The organism is Nocardia lijiangensis NBRC 108240 (assembly GCF_001613045.1).
Lineage (GTDB): Bacteria > Actinomycetota > Actinomycetes > Mycobacteriales > Mycobacteriaceae > Nocardia > Nocardia lijiangensis.
Genome location: NZ_BDBP01000030.1, coordinates 80,177 through 98,187, shown reverse-complemented (window position 1 = coordinate 98,187; position 18,011 = coordinate 80,177). Strand labels below are relative to the sequence as shown.

Here is an 18,011-nt window from a genome sequence, read left to right as displayed (position 1 = left end):
ACATCGGCGTCCAGCGCGATCGGATCCACGCCGGGGGTGGCGAAGGCGACCGTGCCGAGCGCGGTGCCCTCGGCGAGCCCGGGCAGCCAGCGCTCGGCCGCCGCGGAATCCGGAAGCGACTGGAGCAGAACGGGGATCGCGGCGGCCGTCTCGACAAGCGGTCCCGGCGCGGCGGACCGGCCGATTTCCACGAACGCGACGACGAGGTCGATCGGCTCCGCGCCGACACCGCCGTACGCTTCGTCGACCGCGAGGCCGAGCACGCCCGCGCCTGCCAGCTGCTGGATCAGCGTGCGGCCTGGCAGCGAGTCGTCCTTCGCCCAGGCCCGCACCGCGGCGGGCGTGCGCCCGGCGTCCAGCAGCTTGCGCACGCTCGCGGCGAAATCGATCTGTTCCGGACTCAGCGCGAATCTCATCGGCCGTTCCCTCTCGGTAGGCCGAGGATGCGCTCGGCGATGATGTTGCGCTGGATCTCGTTGGTGCCCGCGTAGATCGGGCCGGACAGCGAGAACAGGTAGCCGTCGGTCCACGGTCCGGACCGCTCGGCGGCCGCACCGAGCACATCCAGCGCGGTCTCGTGCATGGCGATGTCGAGTTCGGACCAGAACACCTTGGTGATCGAGGATTCCGCGCCGAGCTTGCCGCCCTCGTTCAACCGGGTGACGGTGCCGAAGGTGTGCAGGCGGTAGGCCTCGCTGCCGATCCACGCGTCGACCACGGCGTCGCGCTGGGCGGTGTTGGTGCGGTCGCCGCTGTCCAGCCACAGGTCGACGAGCCGTCGCGCGGTCGCGCTGAACCGGCCCGGACTGCGCAGCGAGAGACCGCGCTCGTTGCTCGAGGTGCTCATGGCCACCCGCCAGCCCTCGCCCGGCGCGCCGATCACGTCGCGGTCCGGCACGAAGACGTCGTCGAGGAAGATCTCGGCGAAGCCGGGTTCACCGTCGAGCTGCGGGATCGGCCGCACCGAGACACCGTCGGCGGTGAGCGGGAACATCACGTACGTGAGGCCCTTGTGCCGCTCCGCCTCCGGATCGCTGCGGAACAGGCCGAAGGCCCAGTCCGCGAACGCCGCCCGCGAGCTCCACGTCTTCTGCCCGCTGAGCAGCCAGCCGCCCTCGGTGCGCCGCGCGGTCGACCGGATGCCCGCCAGGTCGCTGCCCGCCTCGGGCTCCGACCAGGCCTGCGCCCAGATGTCGTCGGCGCGCGCCATGCGCGGCATGATGCGGTCGAGCTGCTCGGGGGTGCCGTGCTCGAACAACGTCGGCGCCAGCAGGAAGATGCCGTTCTGGCTGACCCGCCCCGGCGCACCGGCGGCGTAGTACTCCTGCTCGAAAAGCACCCATTCCAGCAGCGAGGCGTCGCGCCCGCCGTACTCCTCCGGCCAGGCGACGACCGACAGCCGCGCGTCGGCCAGTTTGCGCTCCCAGTCGCGGTGCGCCTCGAACCCGGCCTTCGTGTCCATCGAAGGCAGTGGTGCCGAGGGTTTCTCGGCGGCCAGGAATTCGCGGACCTCCCGCTGGAATTCCTGGGTCGCCTGGTCCAGATCCAGATCCACTACGTCGTCCCGTTCTGTTCGGCCGTGCTCGCACTGGCCTTCATCGTCTTGGCATTCATGCCCCCCAGTGAGTCCGCGCCGACCTCGGCGTTGTGCGCGTGCGCGAAGTGGTGCAAACCGAAGACCGAGTCCATGCCGGTGCGCATGCCCATCAGGTCCTCGGCCTGGTTGACCGCCTTCTTGGTGAGCGCGAGGCCGAAACGCGGCATGGTTCCGATCTTCTCGGCCAGCGCCATGGTCTCGGCCTCCAGCTCGGCGCGCGGGACCACCCGGTTGACCATCCCCCATTCCTTGGCCTGCGCCGCACCGAAGCGGTCGCCGGTGAACAGGAACTCCTTGGCCGCGCGCGGTCCCATCACCCACGGGTGCGCGAAGTACTCCACGCCCGGAATGCCCATGCGCACCACGGGATCGGAGAAGAACGTGTCGTCGGAGGCGACGATCAGATCGCACACCCAGGCCAGCATGAGCCCGCCCGCGATGCAGGCGCCCTGCACCATGGCGATGGTCGGCTTGGGGATCTCTCGCCAGCGGCGGCACATGCCGAGGTACACCTCGGACTCCCTGGCGAACCGTTGATCGCCGCCCTGCTTGTCGACGTGGTCCCACCACAGCGTGGCCTTGTTCTCGTAGCGCACGTGGTGGTCGCGGCCGGGCGTGCCGATGTCGTGTCCGGCGCTGAAGTGTTTGCCGTTGCCCGCCAACACGATCACGCCGACCTCGTCGTCCTCGACGGCGCGTTGGAAGGCGGCGTCGAGCGCGTAGGTCATCACCGAGTTCTGCGCGTTGCGGTAGTCGGGCCGGTTCATCGTGACGATCGCGACCCGGCCGCGCCGCTCGTAGGTGACGACCTCACCTTCGTCCGGCACCGAGCCGTGCTGTGGTTCGTCTGAGCGCTCCGCAGCGGGTTGGTCTGGCATTACGACTTCTCCTCACGTAGTTGACGCTTGAGCACTTTCCCGGCGGCGCTGTAGGGCAGCTGGTCGCGGAATTCGACGAAGCGCGGCACCTTGAAATTGGCCAGCACAGTGGTGGCGTGGGCGAGCACCTGGTCCTCGGTCAGCGGCGAGCCGGGCTTGCGCACCACGTAGGCCTTGCCCACCTCGCCCATCCTGGTGTCGGGCACGCCGACGACCGCCGACTCGGCCACGCCGTCGAGCCGGGCCAGCGCCTGCTCGATCTCGGCCGGATAGACGTTGAAGCCGCCGGAGATGTACATGTCCTTGAGCCGGTCCGTGATCCGGAGGTAGCCGCGCTCGTCGAGCGTGCCGATGTCGCCGGTGTGCAGCCAGCCCTCGGCGTCGATGGTTTCGGCGGTGCTCTGCGGATCGTCCAGGTAGCCGAGCATGACGTTGGGGCCGCGCAGCAGCACCTCGCCCGCGTCGCTGAGCGTCAGCTCGAAGCCGGCGATCGGCCTGCCGCAGGTGGTTGCGATGGTCTCGGCGTCGTCGTCGGCGCGGCACATGGTGCCGAACCCGGCCGCCTCCGACAGGCCGTAACCCGTGATGACGACGGCGAATTCGAGCTCGGAACGCATCCGCTCGACGAGGACGACCGGCACGGTCGCGGCGCCGGTGACGGCCACCCGCAGGGTGCTCAGGTCGTAGGAGTCGCGGTCAGGGAAATCCAGGATCGTCTGGTAGATCGTCGGCGGGCCGGGCAGCACGGTGATCTTCTCCTGGCCGACCAGCCGCATCGTCTGCGGCACGTCGAAGGTGGCCTGCGGAACGATCGTCGCGCCGGTGACCAGGCAGGCGAGGATGCCCGCCTTGTAGCCGAAGTTGTGGAAGAACGGGCTGACGACGAGGTAGCGGTCGTCGCTGTTCAGCGTGGTGCACTCGGCCCACGCGCGCACCACCGACAGCGCCTGCCGGTGCGCGACGAGCGTGCCCTTGCTGCGGCCGGTGGTGCCGGAGGTGAACAGGATGTCGGAGATGTCCTCGGCGTCCACCGCGGCGGCGCGCTTCTCGGCGTCCTCGACCGGGACGGTCTCGGCGATCACCGCGAGATCGGACCAGTTCAGCACGGCCGCGTCGGTGCTCGTCGTCTCGCCGCCCGGCTCCACGGGAATCACCACGATGGTGGGAATGGCCAATTCGGGCGCGGCTGCCCGCAATTCCGCCAGGCGGTCGCGGCCGAGGAAGGCGCCCGCGATGAACAGCGCCTTCGCGTCGACCCTGGACAGCACGTCCGCGGCCTCGTCGGCGACGTAGCGAGTGTTCAGCGGCACCAGCGCCGCGCCCGCGTAGTGGGCGGCCAGCGCGGCGATCACCCAGTGCTGGGTGTTCGGCGCCCACATGGCCACCCGGTCGCCGGACTGCACGCCGCGTGCGATCAGCGCACGCGCCGTCTGCTGGACCGCGGCCAGCAGCTGGGTCCAGTCGAGACGGGCGTCGCCGTCGGCCAGTGCGGGGGCGGCACCGAACGTCCGCGCGGCATCGTGCAGGGCCATCGGTGTCGTTTGTGCAGGGGTTGTCACGGGTGTTCCTCACCGTTCACGCGAGTACTTATGCATGCACTCTACAAAGCAAGTGCTTGGTAGGTTATCCTACCGGCGTGGTTGCGATCCAGACCTCAGATTCCGACACTGCCGCACAGGACGCGCGGTTTTCCGCCGAAGTGCGGGAATGGCTGGCCGAGAATCTCAACGGAGAATTCCGCGAACTGCGCGGACTAGGCGGTCCAGGCCGCGAGCACGAGGCGTTCGACGAGCGCCTGGCCTGGGACCGGCACCTGGCCGCGTCCGGGTGGACCTGCCTGGGCTGGCCCAAGGAGTACGGCGGTCGCGAGGCCACCGTGCGCCAGCAGGTGATCTTCCATGAGGAGTACGCCAAGGCCAACGCGCCCGCGCGGGTCTCGCACGTGGGGGAGGAGCTGCTCGGCCCGACCGTGCTGGCCTTCGGCACCCAGGCGCAGAAGGACCGTTTCTTGCCCGGCATCCGCAACGTCACCGAGCTGTGGTGCCAGGGCTATTCGGAACCGGGCGCTGGCTCGGACCTGGCCGCCATCAGCACCGCCGCGCACCTCGACGGCGACGAGTGGTCCATCAACGGCCAGAAGATCTGGACCTCGCTGGCCCACGTGGCCGACTGGTGCTTCGTGGTCGCCCGCACCGAGAAGGGCTCCTCCCGCCACAAGGGCCTGTCCTACCTGCTGGTTCCCATGAAGCAGCCGGGTATCGAGGTGCGCCCGATCATCCAGCTCACCGGAACCTCGGAATTCAACGAGGTCTTCTTCGACGACGCCCGCACCGCCGCCGACCTGGTCGTCGGCGCGCCGGGCGACGGCTGGCGCATCGCGATGGGCACGCTGACCTTCGAGCGCGGCATCTCCACCCTCGGCCAGCAGATCCGCTTCGCCAGGGAACTCGCCGACGTCGAGGCGCTGGCCCGCCGCGTCGGCGCGGCCGACGACCCGCTCATCGCCGACCGGATCGACCGGGCTTGGGTGGGTCTGCGGGTGCTGCGCGCGCACGCCCTGCGCACCATGGAAGGCACCGGCGTGGACGATGGCGGACAGGCCTCGGTCGCCAAGCTGCTCTGGGCCAACTGGCACCGCGGTCTCGGCGAACTCGCCATGGCCGTGCTCGGCGCGCGCGGCTTGGTGGCCGACGAGGACGACGATCTCAACGAATGGCAGCGGCTGTATCTGTTCACCCGCGCCGACACCATCTACGGAGGTTCGAACGAAGTGCAGCGCAACATCATCTCCGAGCGCGTGCTCGGCTTGCCGCGCGAGGCCCGGCCGTGACGGCGCGGCCCCTGTCGGTCGCCCCTGAGCCCGTCGGCGGGCACGGCCTGCTGACCGGACGCGTCGCCGTCGTCACCGCGGCCGCCGGGACCGGTATCGGATCGGCCACCGCGCGCAGGCTGCTCGCCGAGGGCGCCGACGTGGTCGTCTCCGATTGGCACGAGCGCAGGCTGGCCGAGACCGAGGTCGAGCTGAAGGGCGAGTTCCCGGAGCGCCGGGTCGCCGCGATCGCCTGCGACGTGCAGAGCACCGAGCAGGTCGACGCGCTGGTTCGCGGCGCGGCGGAGGCGCTCGGCCGCATCGACATCATGGTCAACAACGCGGGCCTCGGCGGTGAGACGCCGGTCGTCGACATGACCGACGAGCAGTGGGACCGCGTCCTGGACATCACGCTCAACGGCACCTTCCGCTGCACCCGCGCCGCGCTGGCCTACTTCCGTTCGGCGGGCCACGGCGGCGTCATCGTGAACAACGCCAGCGTCCTCGGCTGGCGCGCGCAGTACGGCCAGGCGCACTACGCCGCGGCCAAGGCCGGTGTGATGGCGCTGACCAGGTGCAGCGCGGTCGAGGCCGCCGAACTCGGCGTGCGGATCAATGCCGTCGCGCCGAGCATCGCGCGGCACGCGTTCCTCGACAAGGTCAGTTCCACCGAGCTGTTGGACCAGCTCTCCCGGCAGGAGGCGTTCGGCCGCGCGGCGGAGCCTTGGGAGGTCGCCGCGACCATCGCCATGCTGGCCAGCGACTACACCAGCTACCTCACCGGTGAGGTCGTCTCGGTGAGCAGCCAGCGGGCCTGAGGCGCCCGAATGAGATCGCCTTCGGGCGTCCGTTTCCGTCCCCGGGAATGGGCGCCCGATCAGGTGAAAAAGGGTGACGCGAAGGGGGCCGGGGTGTGCCATGCTGGGGATGGACGGATCCCGCAATTCTCGTAAGGGGCGTTGGCTATGGGCCTGGATCGCCCACCTGCCCGCGAACAACTAGAACTCGACGTCGTGCGCGAGGTCGTGTTGGCCAGACGCAGGCTGGACAGCATGGTTCTCGCAGCCCTGACGCTAGGCGCCGAGCTCATGAGTCACGAATCCGCCCGGGCGACAGCGTGCCGCGCCGCGCAAATTCTCGAGCAGTTCGCGATCGACGAGGGCGAAGTCGAGCGCGACCCCAGAGCCGCGTTGCGCGCCGACATGATGCGTGACAATGACCGCGCCCGCCGGATCGGATTGAAAGCTCCCGCGGGAGTTCCCTCGGAGCAGGATCGGCGGCGGCAACGCCAGAGCGCGCTGCTGCGCGAGGTCCGCGCCGACCTGATCGAGGTGCTGCGCCGCTGCCGCAGGCACCACTTCGATCGCGGCGCCGTCGCCGACGAGATCGCGCAGGGCCTGTGCGCCGCCACCGACAAGCTGGTGGTCGGCGCCGACATGGACGCCTATCACGCCTGGCAGCGCGGCATGGTTCTGAAACTGATCGAAGAACCGGTCCCGTACGGCCCGCCCCGTGTGATGGCGACTGTCGACGCGGGCCCCGGCCGCGGACCCCTGACCGTCGAATGGGACACGCCGGAGCGAAGATTGGCGCTCGTCGCCCGGATGGCCCGCGCGGGCATCTCCCCGGTCATCATCTGCGACCGCCTACTCGCAGACCTCTCGGTCTCCTCCCCGATCCGCTACTCCCTGCGCTAGCTGTACTGAGCACGGACGTTGGTGACGGCGTGGCGAGCTGACATGGCGAAGACCTCCGGGTGAAGTGCGAGCTGCCAAGCAAAGCAGTTCACCTGTCGGAGGTCTTCGTGTCTCACCGTAATGCGCCGTTGTCGGAGTTGGGCCGGTTGCGGCTGGCTCGTTGTGTCGTCGAGGACGGCTGGTCGCTGCGACGAGCAGCCGAACGGTTCCAGGTCTCGGCCACCACTGCATGGCGGTGGGCCGACCGCTACCGACGATTCGGAGCCGCTGGCATGGCCGACCGGCCCAGCCGCCCGCATCACAGCCCACACCGGACCCCGACGCGGACCGAGCGGCGCGTCATCAAGGTCCGCCTGCTGCGCCGCTGGGGTCCAGCCCGGATCGGGTATCTGCTGGGGTTGAATCCCTCGACGGTGCACCGGATTCTGACTCGCTACCGACTGACGCGGCTGCGCTGGCTCGACCGCGCCACCGGCCAGGTCGTACGCCGCTACGAGCACGCCCATCCCGGCGATATGGTGCACGTCGACGTCAAGAAACTCGGCAAGGTCCCCGACGGCGGCGGCTGGCGCAAACTCGGCCGGACCGTCGGCAACCACAACTCCCGCGCCGACAAGACCAGCGGTCAGAGCAACGCCTACGGCAACCCACGCCACGGCTATCACTACTTGCACACCGCGCTGGACGACCATTCCCGATTGGCCTACAGCGAGCTGTTGCCCGACGAACGCAAAGACACCGCCGCTGGATTCTGGATCCGCGCCGCCGCCTGGTTCGCCGGCAACGGCATCACAGTGCGAAAAGTGTTGACCGACAACGGCTCCTGCTATCGATCACACACTTTCGCCGCCGCGCTCGGACCGGTAGTCCACAAACGGACCCGACCCTACCGGCCACAAACCAACGGCAAAGTCGAACGCTTCCATCGCACCCTGGCCGACGAATGGGCCTACACCCGGCTCTACCGCAGCGACAACGAACGCTGCGCTGCCTTTCCAGCCTGGTTGCACACCTACAATCACCACCGCGGCCACACCGCACTCGGCGGACACCCACCAGCCAGCCGCGTTCCTAACCTCTCAGGTCAGTACACCTAGCTCAGTGCGTGGTCGAGGTCGGTGAGGAGGTCTTCGACGTCTTCGAGGCCGACGGAGATGCGGACTACGCCGTCGGAGAGGCCGATGGTGGCGCGGCCCTCGGGGCCCATGGCGCGGTGGGTGGTGGTGGCCGGGTGGGTGATGAGGGTTTTGGCGTCGCCGAGGTTGTTGGAGATGTCGATGACGCGCAAGCGGTTCAGGACCTCGAAGGCGCGCTTCTTGCCCTCGTCGGCGGGCGCGTTCAGCTCGAAGGTGACCACCGTGCCGCCGCCGGACATCTGGCCGCGCGCCAGGTCGTACTGCGGATGCGATTCCAGGAACGGGTATTTCACCCAGCTGACCGCCTTGTTGGTCTCCAGGAAGCGCGCGATCCGCAGCGCGGATTCGGTGCTGTGGCGCACGCGCAACGGCATCGTCTCCAGACCCTTGAGCAGGGTCCACGCGTTGAACGGGCTGAGCGCGGGCCCGGTGTGGCGCATGAGCGTCTTCACCGGTCCGTCGATGTACTCCTGGGAGCCGAGGATGGCGCCGCCGAGGACGCGGCCCTGGCCGTCGATGTGCTTGGTGCCCGAGTACACGACGACGTCGGCGCCGAGTTCGAAGCCCTTCTGCAACAGCGGGGTCGCGAAGACGTTGTCCAGCACCACTTTCGCGCCCGCGGCGTGCGCGAGCTCGGTGACCCGGCGCACGTCGACCAGCGTCTGCATGGGGTTGGCCGGGGTCTCGAAGAACACCGCGGTGGTCGGCACCGACAGCGCCTGCTCCCACTGGTCGAGGTCTTCACCGTCGACGAACACCGTTTCCACGCCCCAGCGCGGCAAGATCTCGTTGCACACCACGAAGCAGGATCCGAAGAGGCTGCGCGCGGCCACCAGCCGATCGCCCGCCTTCAGCAGCGCGCCGAGCGCGGTGAACACCGCCGACATGCCGCTGGCGGTCGCGAAAGCCGCCTCGGCGCCGTCGAGCAGACGGATACGCTCCTCGAACATGGCGACCGTCGGGTTGCCGTAGCGGGAGTAGACGAAGTGCTCCACCTCGCCGGTGAACGCCGCCTCGGCCGCCTCCGCGCTCTCGTAGACGAAGCCGGAGGTGAGGTACAGCGCCTCGGAGGTCTCCTCGAAGCCGGAGCGGCGCAGGCCACCGCGCACGCCGAGGGTGGCGGGACCGACGCCCTCGGGCAGCGGCTTGTCGAACGCGCCGCCGGTGATCACGACTGCCTCCACGGCAGGCCGGTGGCGCGCCAGCCGGTGGCGCCGCGATGTCCGGACGCGTCGAGCGAGCCCTCGAAGCCCTCGATCACGTTGTAGGAGGGCCCGATGCCGAGCTGGGTGGCGACGGTGGCGGCGTGCGCCGAGCGCTGGCCCGAACGACACAAGAAGACGACGGGCGCCTCCGGGTCGCGGCCCTCCAGCGTCTTGCTCAGCTGCTCGGTGAACTCCGCGTTGCGCGCGCCGGTGCCGTCCACCCACTCGATCAGCACGGTGGGCCGCTCGATCGAACTGGTGTCGGGCACTCCGACGAAGCGCCATTCCGCTTCGGTGCGCACGTCCACCAGGACGGCGGCGGGGTTGTCGCGCAACACTTCCCACGCCTGCTGCGGGGTGATGTCACCGGCATAACTCATCTCGAACCTCCTGTGAATCCGCACTTGCCGCACCTGGTTCGGTGCGCGGCCAGGTCGTCACCCGGAGCACCCCACCGCGGAGGAGGGTTGCCGACCAGCTGAGCCGGGGCTTGGCGCTGGTTCTCATGACCTAGGGACTGAGATTGCCTGCACCGAGGTCACCGTGTCAAACATTGCAGACCAGCCATTTGCCGTCCGACCGGGTGAGGTTCCAGGTCGTGGTGGACTCCTTGCCGTCGACCTTCGTGGTCACCGTGGCCTTGGCCCGATCACCGTTGAGGGTCTGATCGGTGACGGCGATGAGTTCGATTGTCTTGCCGACGCCTTCCTGTCCGGCCAACGGCGACTTCGCGGGGTCGAAATCGGGGCAGCCCGTGCCGGGCGGCGGCACCATATCGGTGTTGTTGGCGCCCTCGACGAAATTGCCGACGGCGCCCGCGATCTTCTCGGCCTCTGTGACATTTTTCTCAGCGGGCGAGAGCACGCCGCCGAGCCCGATGGCCACCAGCACGACGACGGCCAGCACGGCCGCGCCCAGGAACGGCACCATGGAGCGCTTGTCGGTCTGATCGACCTCGATCGGTTCGCCTTCGTCGGGGGATTGCTGCTCGGTCATGGATCGATCATCCCTGGTCGGCGGGGGTATCCGACGCTCGGCCCCGGTGCGGCCCGCGCGGGCCCCTGAGCGGCCCGTTCGGTGTCGCTATCGTGGAGAAGGGGGCCGTCCGGTAGGGAGGCTGCGCATGTGGGCAACCATTCGGTTCACCGCACCGGCGCGGGCGACCACCGGCAGCACCGATAGAATCGCGAGATTGAGACCTGCTGTCATAGGTAAATGGCAGCTCACCGTCGCAGCGACCTGGGGACCGTGGAGTCACGAGCCAGCATCACCAGTGCTCGTAGTGCCGGGTGCAACCAAGCGGTCCGTCAACTTAGCCTAAGCTAAGCCGGACGCCATTGAACGTTTCGACCATAAGGGTGCGCGTAAGAGATGACCGAACAGAGTGCAGCGACCCGCCCGCTCCGCATTGCGATCGTGGGCGCAGGACCGGCCGGGATCTACGCCGCCGATGCGTTGATGAAGTCCGATGCCGACGTGAGCATCGACCTGTACGAGCGTATGCCCGCTCCGTTCGGGTTGATCCGCTACGGCGTGGCGCCGGATCATCCGCGGATCAAGGGCATCATCACCGCCCTGCACAAGGTGCTCGACAAGGAGCAGGTGCGGCTGCTGGGCAATATCGACTACGGCACCGACATCACCCTCGACGACCTGCGTCGCTTCTACGACGCGGTGATCTTCTCCACCGGCGCCAACGCCGACCGTGCGCTGCCGATCCCCGGCATCGACCTGGACGGCTCCTACGGTGCGGCGGACTTCGTGTCCTGGTACGACGGGCACCCCGACGTGTCGCGCTCGTGGCCGCTGGACGCGGAGAAGGTCGCGGTGCTCGGTGTCGGCAACGTGGCGCTGGACGTGGCGCGCGTGCTGGCCAAGACCGGTGACGAGCTGCTGCCGACCGAGATCCCGCCGAACGTCTACGAAGGCCTCAAGCAGAACAAGGCCGTCGAGGTGCACGTGTTCGGGCGTCGTGGTCCGGCGCAGGCGAAGTTCACCCCGCTGGAGCTGCGCGAGCTGGATCATTCCCCGACCATCGAGGTCATCGTGGATCCGGAGGACATCGACTACGACGAGGGTTCGGAAGCCGCGCGCCGGCACTCCAAGCAGGTCGACATGGTCGCCAACACCCTCGAGCAGTGGGCCATCCGCGACCAGGGCGATCGCCCGCACAAGCTGTTCCTGCACTTCTTCGAGTCCCCGGCCGAGGTGCTCGGCGAGGACGGCAAGGTCGTCGGTCTGCGCACCGAGCGCACCCAGCTCGACGGCACCGGCAACGTCAAGGGCACCGGGGTGTTCAAGGACTGGGACGTGCAGGCGATCTACCGCGCCGTCGGCTACCTGTCGCAGAACATCCACCAGCTGCCGTTCGACGACCAGGCGGGCACCGTGCCCAACGAGGCCGGTCGCGTCATCGCCGACGAGAACGCCGACGGCCCGGCCCGCTACCTGCCCGGCACGTACGTGACCGGCTGGATCAAGCGCGGCCCGGTCGGCCTGATCGGCCACACCAAGGGCGACGCCAACGAGACCATCGCCTGCCTGCTCGACGACGCCCCCGGCTTCGTCCCGGCGGAGAACCCGGACCCGCAGGCCGTCACCGAGTTCCTCGAGGGCAAGGGCATCCCGTTCACCACCTGGGCGGGCTGGTACCGCCTCGACGCCCACGAGCGCGCACTCGGCGAGCCCGAGGGCCGCGAGCGCGTCAAGGTGGTGGAGCGCGAAGACATGCTCCGCGCCAGCGAGCCGCACAAGGTGTGAGCAGGTTTACCTGCGCATGGTGTGGTTCTCCATATGAGCACCTGCCAACGGATAAGACCAGGTTGCTTGTGTGCCCTCTACGCACATGAACACCTGCCGCACATGAGCACCTCTCGCACATGAGCACCTGCCGGGGGCGGGTGAGCCTGTGCGTAGACGGCGCACGAGCAGCCCCCGTCTTTCCGTTTCAGGTACTCATCCGGAGAACCTCCCCGTGGCAAGGTTCACCCGCCCCTGGCATTCTGTACAAGTGTTCGATGCCCATGTCCACATCATCGATCCGCGGTATCCGCTGATCGAGAACGAGGGCTACCTGCCCGACCCGTACACCATCGCCGACTATCGAAAGCGCATGTCCCGCTTCGACATCGGCGGCGGGGCCGTGGTCAGCGCGTCGTTCCAGGGGGCCGACCAGGCCTATTTGAAGGCGGCGCTGGCCGAGCTCGGCGAGGGATGGGTCGGGGTGACCCGGCTCGACCTGGACGCTTCCGACGAGGAGATCGTCGAACTCGATCGCGTCGGCGTGCGCGCGCTGCGCTTCAACCTCAAGCGCGCCGCCGCCGACATCACCCAGATGACCTTGCAGGCCCTGCGCGCCCACGAGCTCGTCGGCTGGCACGTCGAGCTGTACATGGACGGCCAGATGCTGGCGTCGCTGCAGCCGGTGATCTCCAAGCTGCCCGCCCTGTCGGTCGATCACCTCGGCATGTCCGAGGAGGGCTTGCCGTACCTGCTCGACCTCGTCGATCGCGGCGCCCGCGTGAAGGCCACCGGGTTCGGGCGGGTCGCGATGAACGTCGCCGACACCCTGCGCCGCATCCACGCCGTCAACCCGCAGGCGCTGATGTTCGGCACCGACCTGCCCGGCACCCGCGCCGGACGGCCGTTCCGGGATTCGGACGTCGATCTGATCTGCGACGTGGTCGGCGTCGACATGTACGCGGTCCTGGAGGACAACGCCCGCTCCTTCTACCGCCTCCCGGCCAGGGAGCGTCCGACGAACGACCCAGCCCCGACGCTGCCGTTGCACCGCACCGAGCAGCCGACCCTCCCGCTGCGCCGCGACGAACTGCCGAGAATCGAACCGGCGGATACGATTCCGTTCCCCGCGATCGAATGATCCTGCGCTGCAGCTGATCTGCGCGACCCGAACCCGAATCCGCTGCCGTGCAGGGATAGGTCCATCGACTCGGCCGATACCGTCCGGACGGCGGCCGTTATGGTCGAAGTCGATGAGGCTCGGTAACGAACGTCGCTGTGAAGCCCCCGTGGACACGGGGGACCGCCACGACGCAGGCATCGGTCAGTTGCATCGGCACAGCTCCAACACGGCTGTGCACAGACATTCTCCTTCGTCGCGGGCACCTCGAAGACCGGGCTCCGTGCGAGCGCCCGCCTGCGTGAACACCCGGCCCGTCGCAGCGCCGACCAACGCGACGTTGCTCCTCCTGCTCACCTGCGCGATCGCCGCGGTGACGCTGATCTTCACCACCGTCGATCCGTGGCTGGACAAGGCGGGCATCCTGGTGGGCGGGCTCGACGTGCACGTCTATCGGGACGGCGCCTGGCGCATCCTGCACGACCAGCCCCTCTACACCGAGCCCACCCTGCGCGGGCTGCTCTACACCTACACCCCGTTCTCGGCGATCGTCTTCCTGCCGACCAACCTCATACCCTGGCACTACCTCAGCCCCACCTGGCTGACCCTCAACCTCGGTGTGCTGTTCGGCTGCATCATGATGAGCTGGCGGCTGCTCGGCTACCGGTTCACCGGGCGCCTGGCCGCCGGCAGCGCCCTGCTCGCGCTCACCTGCACCTTCATCGAGCCGGTCCGCACCACACTGTTCTACGGGCAGATCAATCTCATCCTCATGCTGCTCGTGCTCTGGGATTTCTCGCGCGAGGATCGCAGCAGACTCCGCGGTATCGGTGTCGGCATCGCCGCGGGCATCAAACTCGTGCCGCTCTATTTCGTCGTCCAGTTGCTCGCGTCGCGGCAATGGCGCTCGGCGAGCACGGCGGCGCTGACCTTCTTCGCCTCCGTCGTGCTCACCTGGTTCGTGCTGCCCGCCGATTCCCGCAAATACTGGACCTCGACCTTCTTCCAGTCCGGGCGCATCGCCCCGGACACCCATCCCGCCAACCAATCACTGCGCGGTGTCATCGCTCACCTGACGCACGGCCCCGCGCCGATGTGGCTGTGGCTGCTCCTCGCGCTGCCCGTGCTGGTCATCGGTCTGGTCCTCGCCACCGCGCTGCACAGGAACGGCGAACGGCTCCTCTCGGTCACCCTCGCGGGCCTGACCTCGTGCGCGGTCTCCCCGTTCTCCTGGGGCCACCACTGGGTGTGGTTCGTTCCCCTGCTCGTCTACCTGGTGCACCGTGCGCAGTCCAACCCGCGCTGGTGGATCGCCGCGGCCGTCCTCTACTTCTCGATCGGCAGCTGGACCTACCACTGGAGCGAAACCTGGGTGAGCGTGGGCGTTTTCCTGCTGCCCCCGTCCTGGACGATCGCGCCGGTGCTGATGAACGCCTACGTGATCGCGTACCTGGTGATGCTGGGCGCAGCTGCCCTCCTGATCCGCCGCCGCAGCGTCACTGGATGCGGCGATCAGCACGCCTCGCTGAAGTAGGCCTTCGCAGAGTCTTCGCACGCCTCGCAGAGGTTGTAGCCCCTGCGAAGCGTGTGGAACTTCTGCGAGCTGGGCCTAGCCGAGCTTGCGGAGGCGGGGGGCGAGGTCGCGCTGGAAGAGGTCGAGGAAGCGGCGCTGGTCGTGGCCGGGGGCGTGGAAGACCAGGTGGTTGAGGCCCGCGTCCAGGTAGGGCTGGATCTGGGCGACGGCTTCGTCGGGGTCGCTGGCGACGATCCAGCGCTTGGCGATCTGCTCGATGGGCAGGGCGTCGGCGGCGGCTTCCATTTCGATCGGGTCCGTGATGCTGTGCTTCTGCTCGGCGGTCAGCGAGAGCGGCGCCCAGAAGCGCGTGTTCTCCTGCGCCAGTTCGGGATCGGTGTCGTAGGAGATCTTGATCTCGATCATCCTGTCGATGTCGTCGACGGTGCGGTCGGCCTTGGCGGCGCCCTCGGCGACGGCGGGCATCAGCTTCTCGGTGTAGAGGTCCATGCCCTTGCCGGAGGTGCAGATGAAGCCGTCGCCCGCGCGGCCCGCGTAGCGCGCCACCAGCGGTCCGCCCGCGGCGATGTAGATCGGGATGCCGCCCTCGGGCACGTCGTAGATGGACGCGCCGACGGTCCGGTAGTACTGGCCGTCGTAGTCGACGCGATCGCCCGTCCACAGCGCGCGCATCAGCTCCACCGACTCGCGCAGCCGGGCGAAACGCTCCTTGAATTCCGGCCATTCGCCGGTGTAGCCGGTGGCGATCTCGTTGAGCGCCTCGCCGGTGCCGACGCCGAGCATGACGCGGTTCGGGTACAGGCAGCCCATGGTGGCGAAGGCCTGCGCGATCACCGCGGGGTTGTACCGGAAGGTCGGCGTGAGGACCGAGGTGCCGAGCTGGATACGCTTGGTGCGCTCGCCGACCGCGGCCATCCAGGCCAGCGAGAACGGTGCGTGCCCGCCCTTGTGCCGCCAGGGCTGGAAGTGGTCGCTCACCGTGGCGCTGTCCAGGCCGTGCTCCTCCGCGAGCACCGCGATCTCCACCAGTTCACGCGGTCCGAACTGTTCCGCAGACGCCTTGTATCCGAGCTTCAGATCACCCATGTGCGCCACTCCTGTCGCTTCGCTGTGCGGATGCGGATTTCCGCATCCCGTCGGTCGTTCGGACGCGCCGATCGGTGCCGCATCCCCTGTGCCGAGCGGGATCGCCCCGCCGCATCGGACGGACGGGCACGCGCGATCAGGGGTCTCGCGCGGCCTGCTTCGACGATAGTCACGGTGGCGAAGGAGTGTGTGACCGGCCGCATCTGCGCCGGGTCCGCTGCCTTCCGTGCCGCGATAACGGACAATTGTCTGGTGACCGCAGACAACGAGCCGATCCTGTCCTACCTGACCGATATGGACGGGGTGTTGGTGAGCGAGGAGCACCTGGTGCCGGGCGCCGACGATTTCCTCGCCGAATTGCGCGCCAACGAGACGCCGTTCCTCGTGCTCACCAACAACTCGATCCGCACACCCCGCGATCTGCAGGCGCGGTTGCGCAAGTCCGGGCTCGACATCCCGGAGGAGGCCATCTGGACCTCCGCACTCGCCACCGCCACCTTCCTCGACGATCAGCGCCCCAACGGAACCGCCTACGTGGTGGGCGAATCCGGGCTCACCACCGCGCTGCACGAGATCGGGTACGTGCTGACCGACAGCGACCCCGACTACGTCGTGCTCGGCGAGACCCGCACCTATTCCTTCGAGGCCATCACCACCGCCATCCGGTTGGTCGAACGCGGCGCCCGTTTCATCGCCACCAACCCGGACGCCACCGGACCGTCCCGCGAGGGCGTGCTGCCTGCCACCGGCTCGGTCGCCGCGTTGATCACCCGTGCGACCGGCCGCGAGCCGTACTACGTCGGCAAGCCCAACCCGCTCATGATGCGTTCGGCGCTGCGCCGCATCGGCGCACACTCGCAGTCCACCGTGATGATCGGCGACCGCATGGACACCGACGTCATCTCCGGACTGGAGGCCGGCATGCGCACCATCCTGGTGACCAGCGGCATCTCGACCCGCGCCTCCGTCGAGCAGTACCCGTACCGCCCGACGAGCGTCATCGATTCGGTCGCGGACCTGGTCGGGCGCACCCACAAGCCGTTCGACTGACCGAATCCGTCAGTCCTCGCGTTCGGTGATCGCGTCGACCGCGGCCGATAGCCGGGTCACCGCCTCGACGATCCGGGTGAATTCGTCCATGCCGAGTTCGGCGGCGAGCCGGTCGGCGATGACCGCGTGCCGGGGATTGATGCGCCCGATGGCGGCGTGGCCCTCGTCGGTGACGGCGACCAGCTTGGCGCGGCGGTGCGCGGGGTTCGGGCGGTACTCGGCGAGTCCCTTGTCCACCAACAGGTCCGCGATGCGCTGGACGCTCTGGCGGGTGATGCCCATGGCGCGCGCGATGCCCGCCACCGGCAGCGGTTCGCGCAGCACCGCGCCGAGAACCTGCCACCACGCCGCGGTCAGCCCGGCGGGCTTGGCCAGTTCCTCGGCGATGGCGAGGAACTGGCCGTTGAGCCGGAACGAGGTGATCGCGGCCGTGCTGAACAACTCCTGCGCCGGTGATTCCGTCATGCTCGCGATGCGGCGTTGTCGTAGGCGTCGAGTTCCGCGTAGGCCGCCGGGTCGTTGTGCGCGTAGAGCCGATACCAGGCGTCCAGGATGTGCGGCTCGTAGACGCCGAGCAGTCCGAGCACCTCGCGGGCGAACTCGAACGGCGCCGTCGCCGAGGCCGTGACGACGTTGCCGTCCGTCACCGCGGGCTGCTCGACGTAGCGGTCCGCGCCCGCGTAGCCGCTGTAGACGAGGAACTCGGCGACATTGCTCGTGTGCGCCTTGTCGTCCAGCAGGCCCTCCTTGGCCAGGCCGAAGGTCGAGCCGCAGATGGCCGCGACCGGCACGCCCGCGTCGAGGAATTCGCGCGCCTTGCGTGCGAACGGCGTGAGTTCGCCGGTCATCCAGGTGTCCGCGCCCGGCAGGATGAGCATCGCGCTCTCGGCGGGGGACAGTTCGTCCAGCGCCAGATCGGGCGTGATGCGCATGCCGCCCTTGGTGGTGATCGGTTCGCGAGTGAGTCCGACCGTCTTGACCTGGAAAGTGCCGGGCGCGACCTGCCAGGCCGGATTGTTGATGTGGGCGGTGGCGGCTCCAACCTCCCAGTCGGCGAGGGTGTCGTAGATCGCGGTGTGCACTGTCTTCGTTGCCATGACAGTATCCTGTCATATTTGACAGCATGCTGTCAACAGGTCCCCGGCGCCACGGCGCGCACG

Annotated in this window: 18 protein-coding genes and 1 riboswitch; of the genes, 8 read left to right on the top strand and 10 right to left on the bottom strand. The window is 68.6% G+C overall.

Annotated elements, in window-relative coordinates; translation table 11 throughout:
• The 4 genes from NL1_RS12305 to NL1_RS12290 form a co-directional block, all read right to left on the bottom strand.
• Positions 1 to 416 (bottom strand): acyl-CoA dehydrogenase family protein (locus tag NL1_RS12305; protein WP_162272721.1); only part of this gene is annotated, 416 nt, incomplete at its 3' end.
• Positions 413 to 1,555, bottom strand: a complete 1,143-nt coding sequence (locus NL1_RS12300; RefSeq protein WP_067838153.1) for an acyl-CoA dehydrogenase family protein — start codon at positions 1,553 to 1,555, stop codon at positions 413 to 415. The genes NL1_RS12305 and NL1_RS12300, both read right to left, overlap by 4 nt.
• A complete protein-coding gene (locus tag NL1_RS12295; RefSeq protein ID WP_067838150.1) occupies positions 1,555 to 2,475 on the bottom strand; it encodes an enoyl-CoA hydratase in 921 nt (306 codons plus the stop codon). Before NL1_RS12295 ends, NL1_RS12300 begins: the two co-directional genes overlap by 1 nt.
• On the bottom strand, positions 2,475 to 4,034 hold the full coding sequence (locus NL1_RS12290; protein WP_281180817.1) for a FadD3 family acyl-CoA ligase: 1,560 nt from the start codon (positions 4,032 to 4,034) through the stop codon (positions 2,475 to 2,477). The genes NL1_RS12295 and NL1_RS12290 overlap by 1 nt, the downstream gene beginning before the upstream one ends.
• 77 nt (positions 4,035 to 4,111) lie before the next feature.
• On the opposite strand from NL1_RS12290, the gene NL1_RS12285 reads away from it, so the two are divergent.
• From NL1_RS12285 to NL1_RS12270, 4 genes are all read left to right on the top strand, one after another.
• Positions 4,112 to 5,305 carry an acyl-CoA dehydrogenase family protein gene (locus tag NL1_RS12285; RefSeq protein WP_067838144.1) on the top strand — a complete coding sequence of 398 codons (1,194 nt, stop codon included), beginning with the start codon at positions 4,112 to 4,114 and terminating at the stop codon, positions 5,303 to 5,305.
• Positions 5,302 to 6,102, top strand: a complete 801-nt coding sequence (locus NL1_RS12280; protein WP_067838140.1) for an SDR family oxidoreductase — start codon at positions 5,302 to 5,304, stop codon at positions 6,100 to 6,102. Before NL1_RS12285 ends, NL1_RS12280 begins: the two co-directional genes overlap by 4 nt.
• A gap of 147 nt (positions 6,103 to 6,249) precedes the next feature.
• Complete coding sequence (locus NL1_RS12275) at positions 6,250 to 6,981, top strand: hypothetical protein (RefSeq protein ID WP_067838137.1); 732 nt, start codon at positions 6,250 to 6,252, stop codon at positions 6,979 to 6,981.
• A 107-nt stretch (positions 6,982 to 7,088) separates the two neighbouring features.
• Positions 7,089 to 8,078 (top strand): IS481 family transposase, encoded by a 990-nt coding sequence (locus NL1_RS12270; RefSeq protein WP_067838199.1) that lies wholly within the window; start codon positions 7,089 to 7,091, stop codon positions 8,076 to 8,078.
• Here NL1_RS12270 and NL1_RS12265 read toward each other — a convergent pair.
• From NL1_RS12265 to NL1_RS12255, 3 genes are all read right to left on the bottom strand, one after another.
• Positions 8,075 to 9,289, bottom strand: coding sequence for an O-succinylhomoserine sulfhydrylase (locus NL1_RS12265; RefSeq protein WP_067838196.1), 1,215 nt, complete (start codon positions 9,287 to 9,289; stop codon positions 8,075 to 8,077). The two genes, NL1_RS12270 and NL1_RS12265, sit on opposite strands and share 4 nt — an antisense overlap.
• Positions 9,286 to 9,702, bottom strand: a complete 417-nt coding sequence (locus NL1_RS12260) for a rhodanese-like domain-containing protein (RefSeq protein ID WP_067838134.1) — start codon at positions 9,700 to 9,702, stop codon at positions 9,286 to 9,288. Before NL1_RS12260 ends, NL1_RS12265 begins: the two co-directional genes overlap by 4 nt.
• Before the next feature lie 15 nt (positions 9,703 to 9,717).
• Positions 9,718 to 9,833: riboswitch (SAM riboswitch) on the bottom strand.
• Positions 9,834 to 9,868: 35 nt separating this feature from the next.
• Positions 9,869 to 10,318 carry an Rv0361 family membrane protein gene (locus tag NL1_RS12255; protein ID WP_067838131.1) on the bottom strand — a complete coding sequence of 150 codons (450 nt, stop codon included), beginning with the start codon at positions 10,316 to 10,318 and terminating at the stop codon, positions 9,869 to 9,871.
• Between the two features lie 375 nt (positions 10,319 to 10,693).
• Here NL1_RS12255 and NL1_RS12250 point away from each other — a divergent pair, with 375 nt between their 5' ends.
• From NL1_RS12250 to NL1_RS12240, 3 genes are all read left to right on the top strand, one after another.
• On the top strand, positions 10,694 to 12,082 hold the full coding sequence (locus tag NL1_RS12250; protein WP_067838128.1) for an FAD-dependent oxidoreductase: 1,389 nt from the start codon (positions 10,694 to 10,696) through the stop codon (positions 12,080 to 12,082).
• Positions 12,083 to 12,332: 250 nt separating this feature from the next.
• A complete protein-coding gene (locus tag NL1_RS12245) occupies positions 12,333 to 13,202 on the top strand; it encodes an amidohydrolase family protein (RefSeq protein ID WP_067838125.1) in 870 nt (289 codons plus the stop codon).
• A gap of 280 nt (positions 13,203 to 13,482) precedes the next feature.
• Entirely contained in the window at positions 13,483 to 14,715 is a 1,233-nt protein-coding gene (locus NL1_RS12240) for a glycosyltransferase 87 family protein (RefSeq protein ID WP_245673198.1), read from the top strand.
• A gap of 75 nt (positions 14,716 to 14,790) precedes the next feature.
• Here the strand turns inward: NL1_RS12240 and fgd are convergent, their stop codons facing one another.
• Positions 14,791 to 15,801 (bottom strand): glucose-6-phosphate dehydrogenase (coenzyme-F420), encoded by a 1,011-nt coding sequence (gene fgd, locus NL1_RS12235; RefSeq protein ID WP_067838123.1) that lies wholly within the window; start codon positions 15,799 to 15,801, stop codon positions 14,791 to 14,793.
• 294 nt (positions 15,802 to 16,095) lie between these two features.
• On the opposite strand from fgd, the gene NL1_RS12230 reads away from it, so the two are divergent.
• On the top strand, positions 16,096 to 16,851 hold the full coding sequence (locus NL1_RS12230) for an HAD-IIA family hydrolase (RefSeq protein ID WP_245673201.1): 756 nt from the start codon (positions 16,096 to 16,098) through the stop codon (positions 16,849 to 16,851).
• Between the two features lie 9 nt (positions 16,852 to 16,860).
• Here the strand turns inward: NL1_RS12230 and NL1_RS12225 are convergent, their stop codons facing one another.
• Both NL1_RS12225 and NL1_RS12220 read right to left on the bottom strand, forming a co-directional pair.
• Complete coding sequence (locus NL1_RS12225) at positions 16,861 to 17,316, bottom strand: MarR family winged helix-turn-helix transcriptional regulator (RefSeq protein ID WP_067838120.1); 456 nt, start codon at positions 17,314 to 17,316, stop codon at positions 16,861 to 16,863.
• Positions 17,313 to 17,948 (bottom strand): type 1 glutamine amidotransferase family protein, encoded by a 636-nt coding sequence (locus NL1_RS12220; protein WP_067838117.1) that lies wholly within the window; start codon positions 17,946 to 17,948, stop codon positions 17,313 to 17,315. Before NL1_RS12220 ends, NL1_RS12225 begins: the two co-directional genes overlap by 4 nt.
• Positions 17,949 to 18,011: the final 63 nt, after the last annotated feature.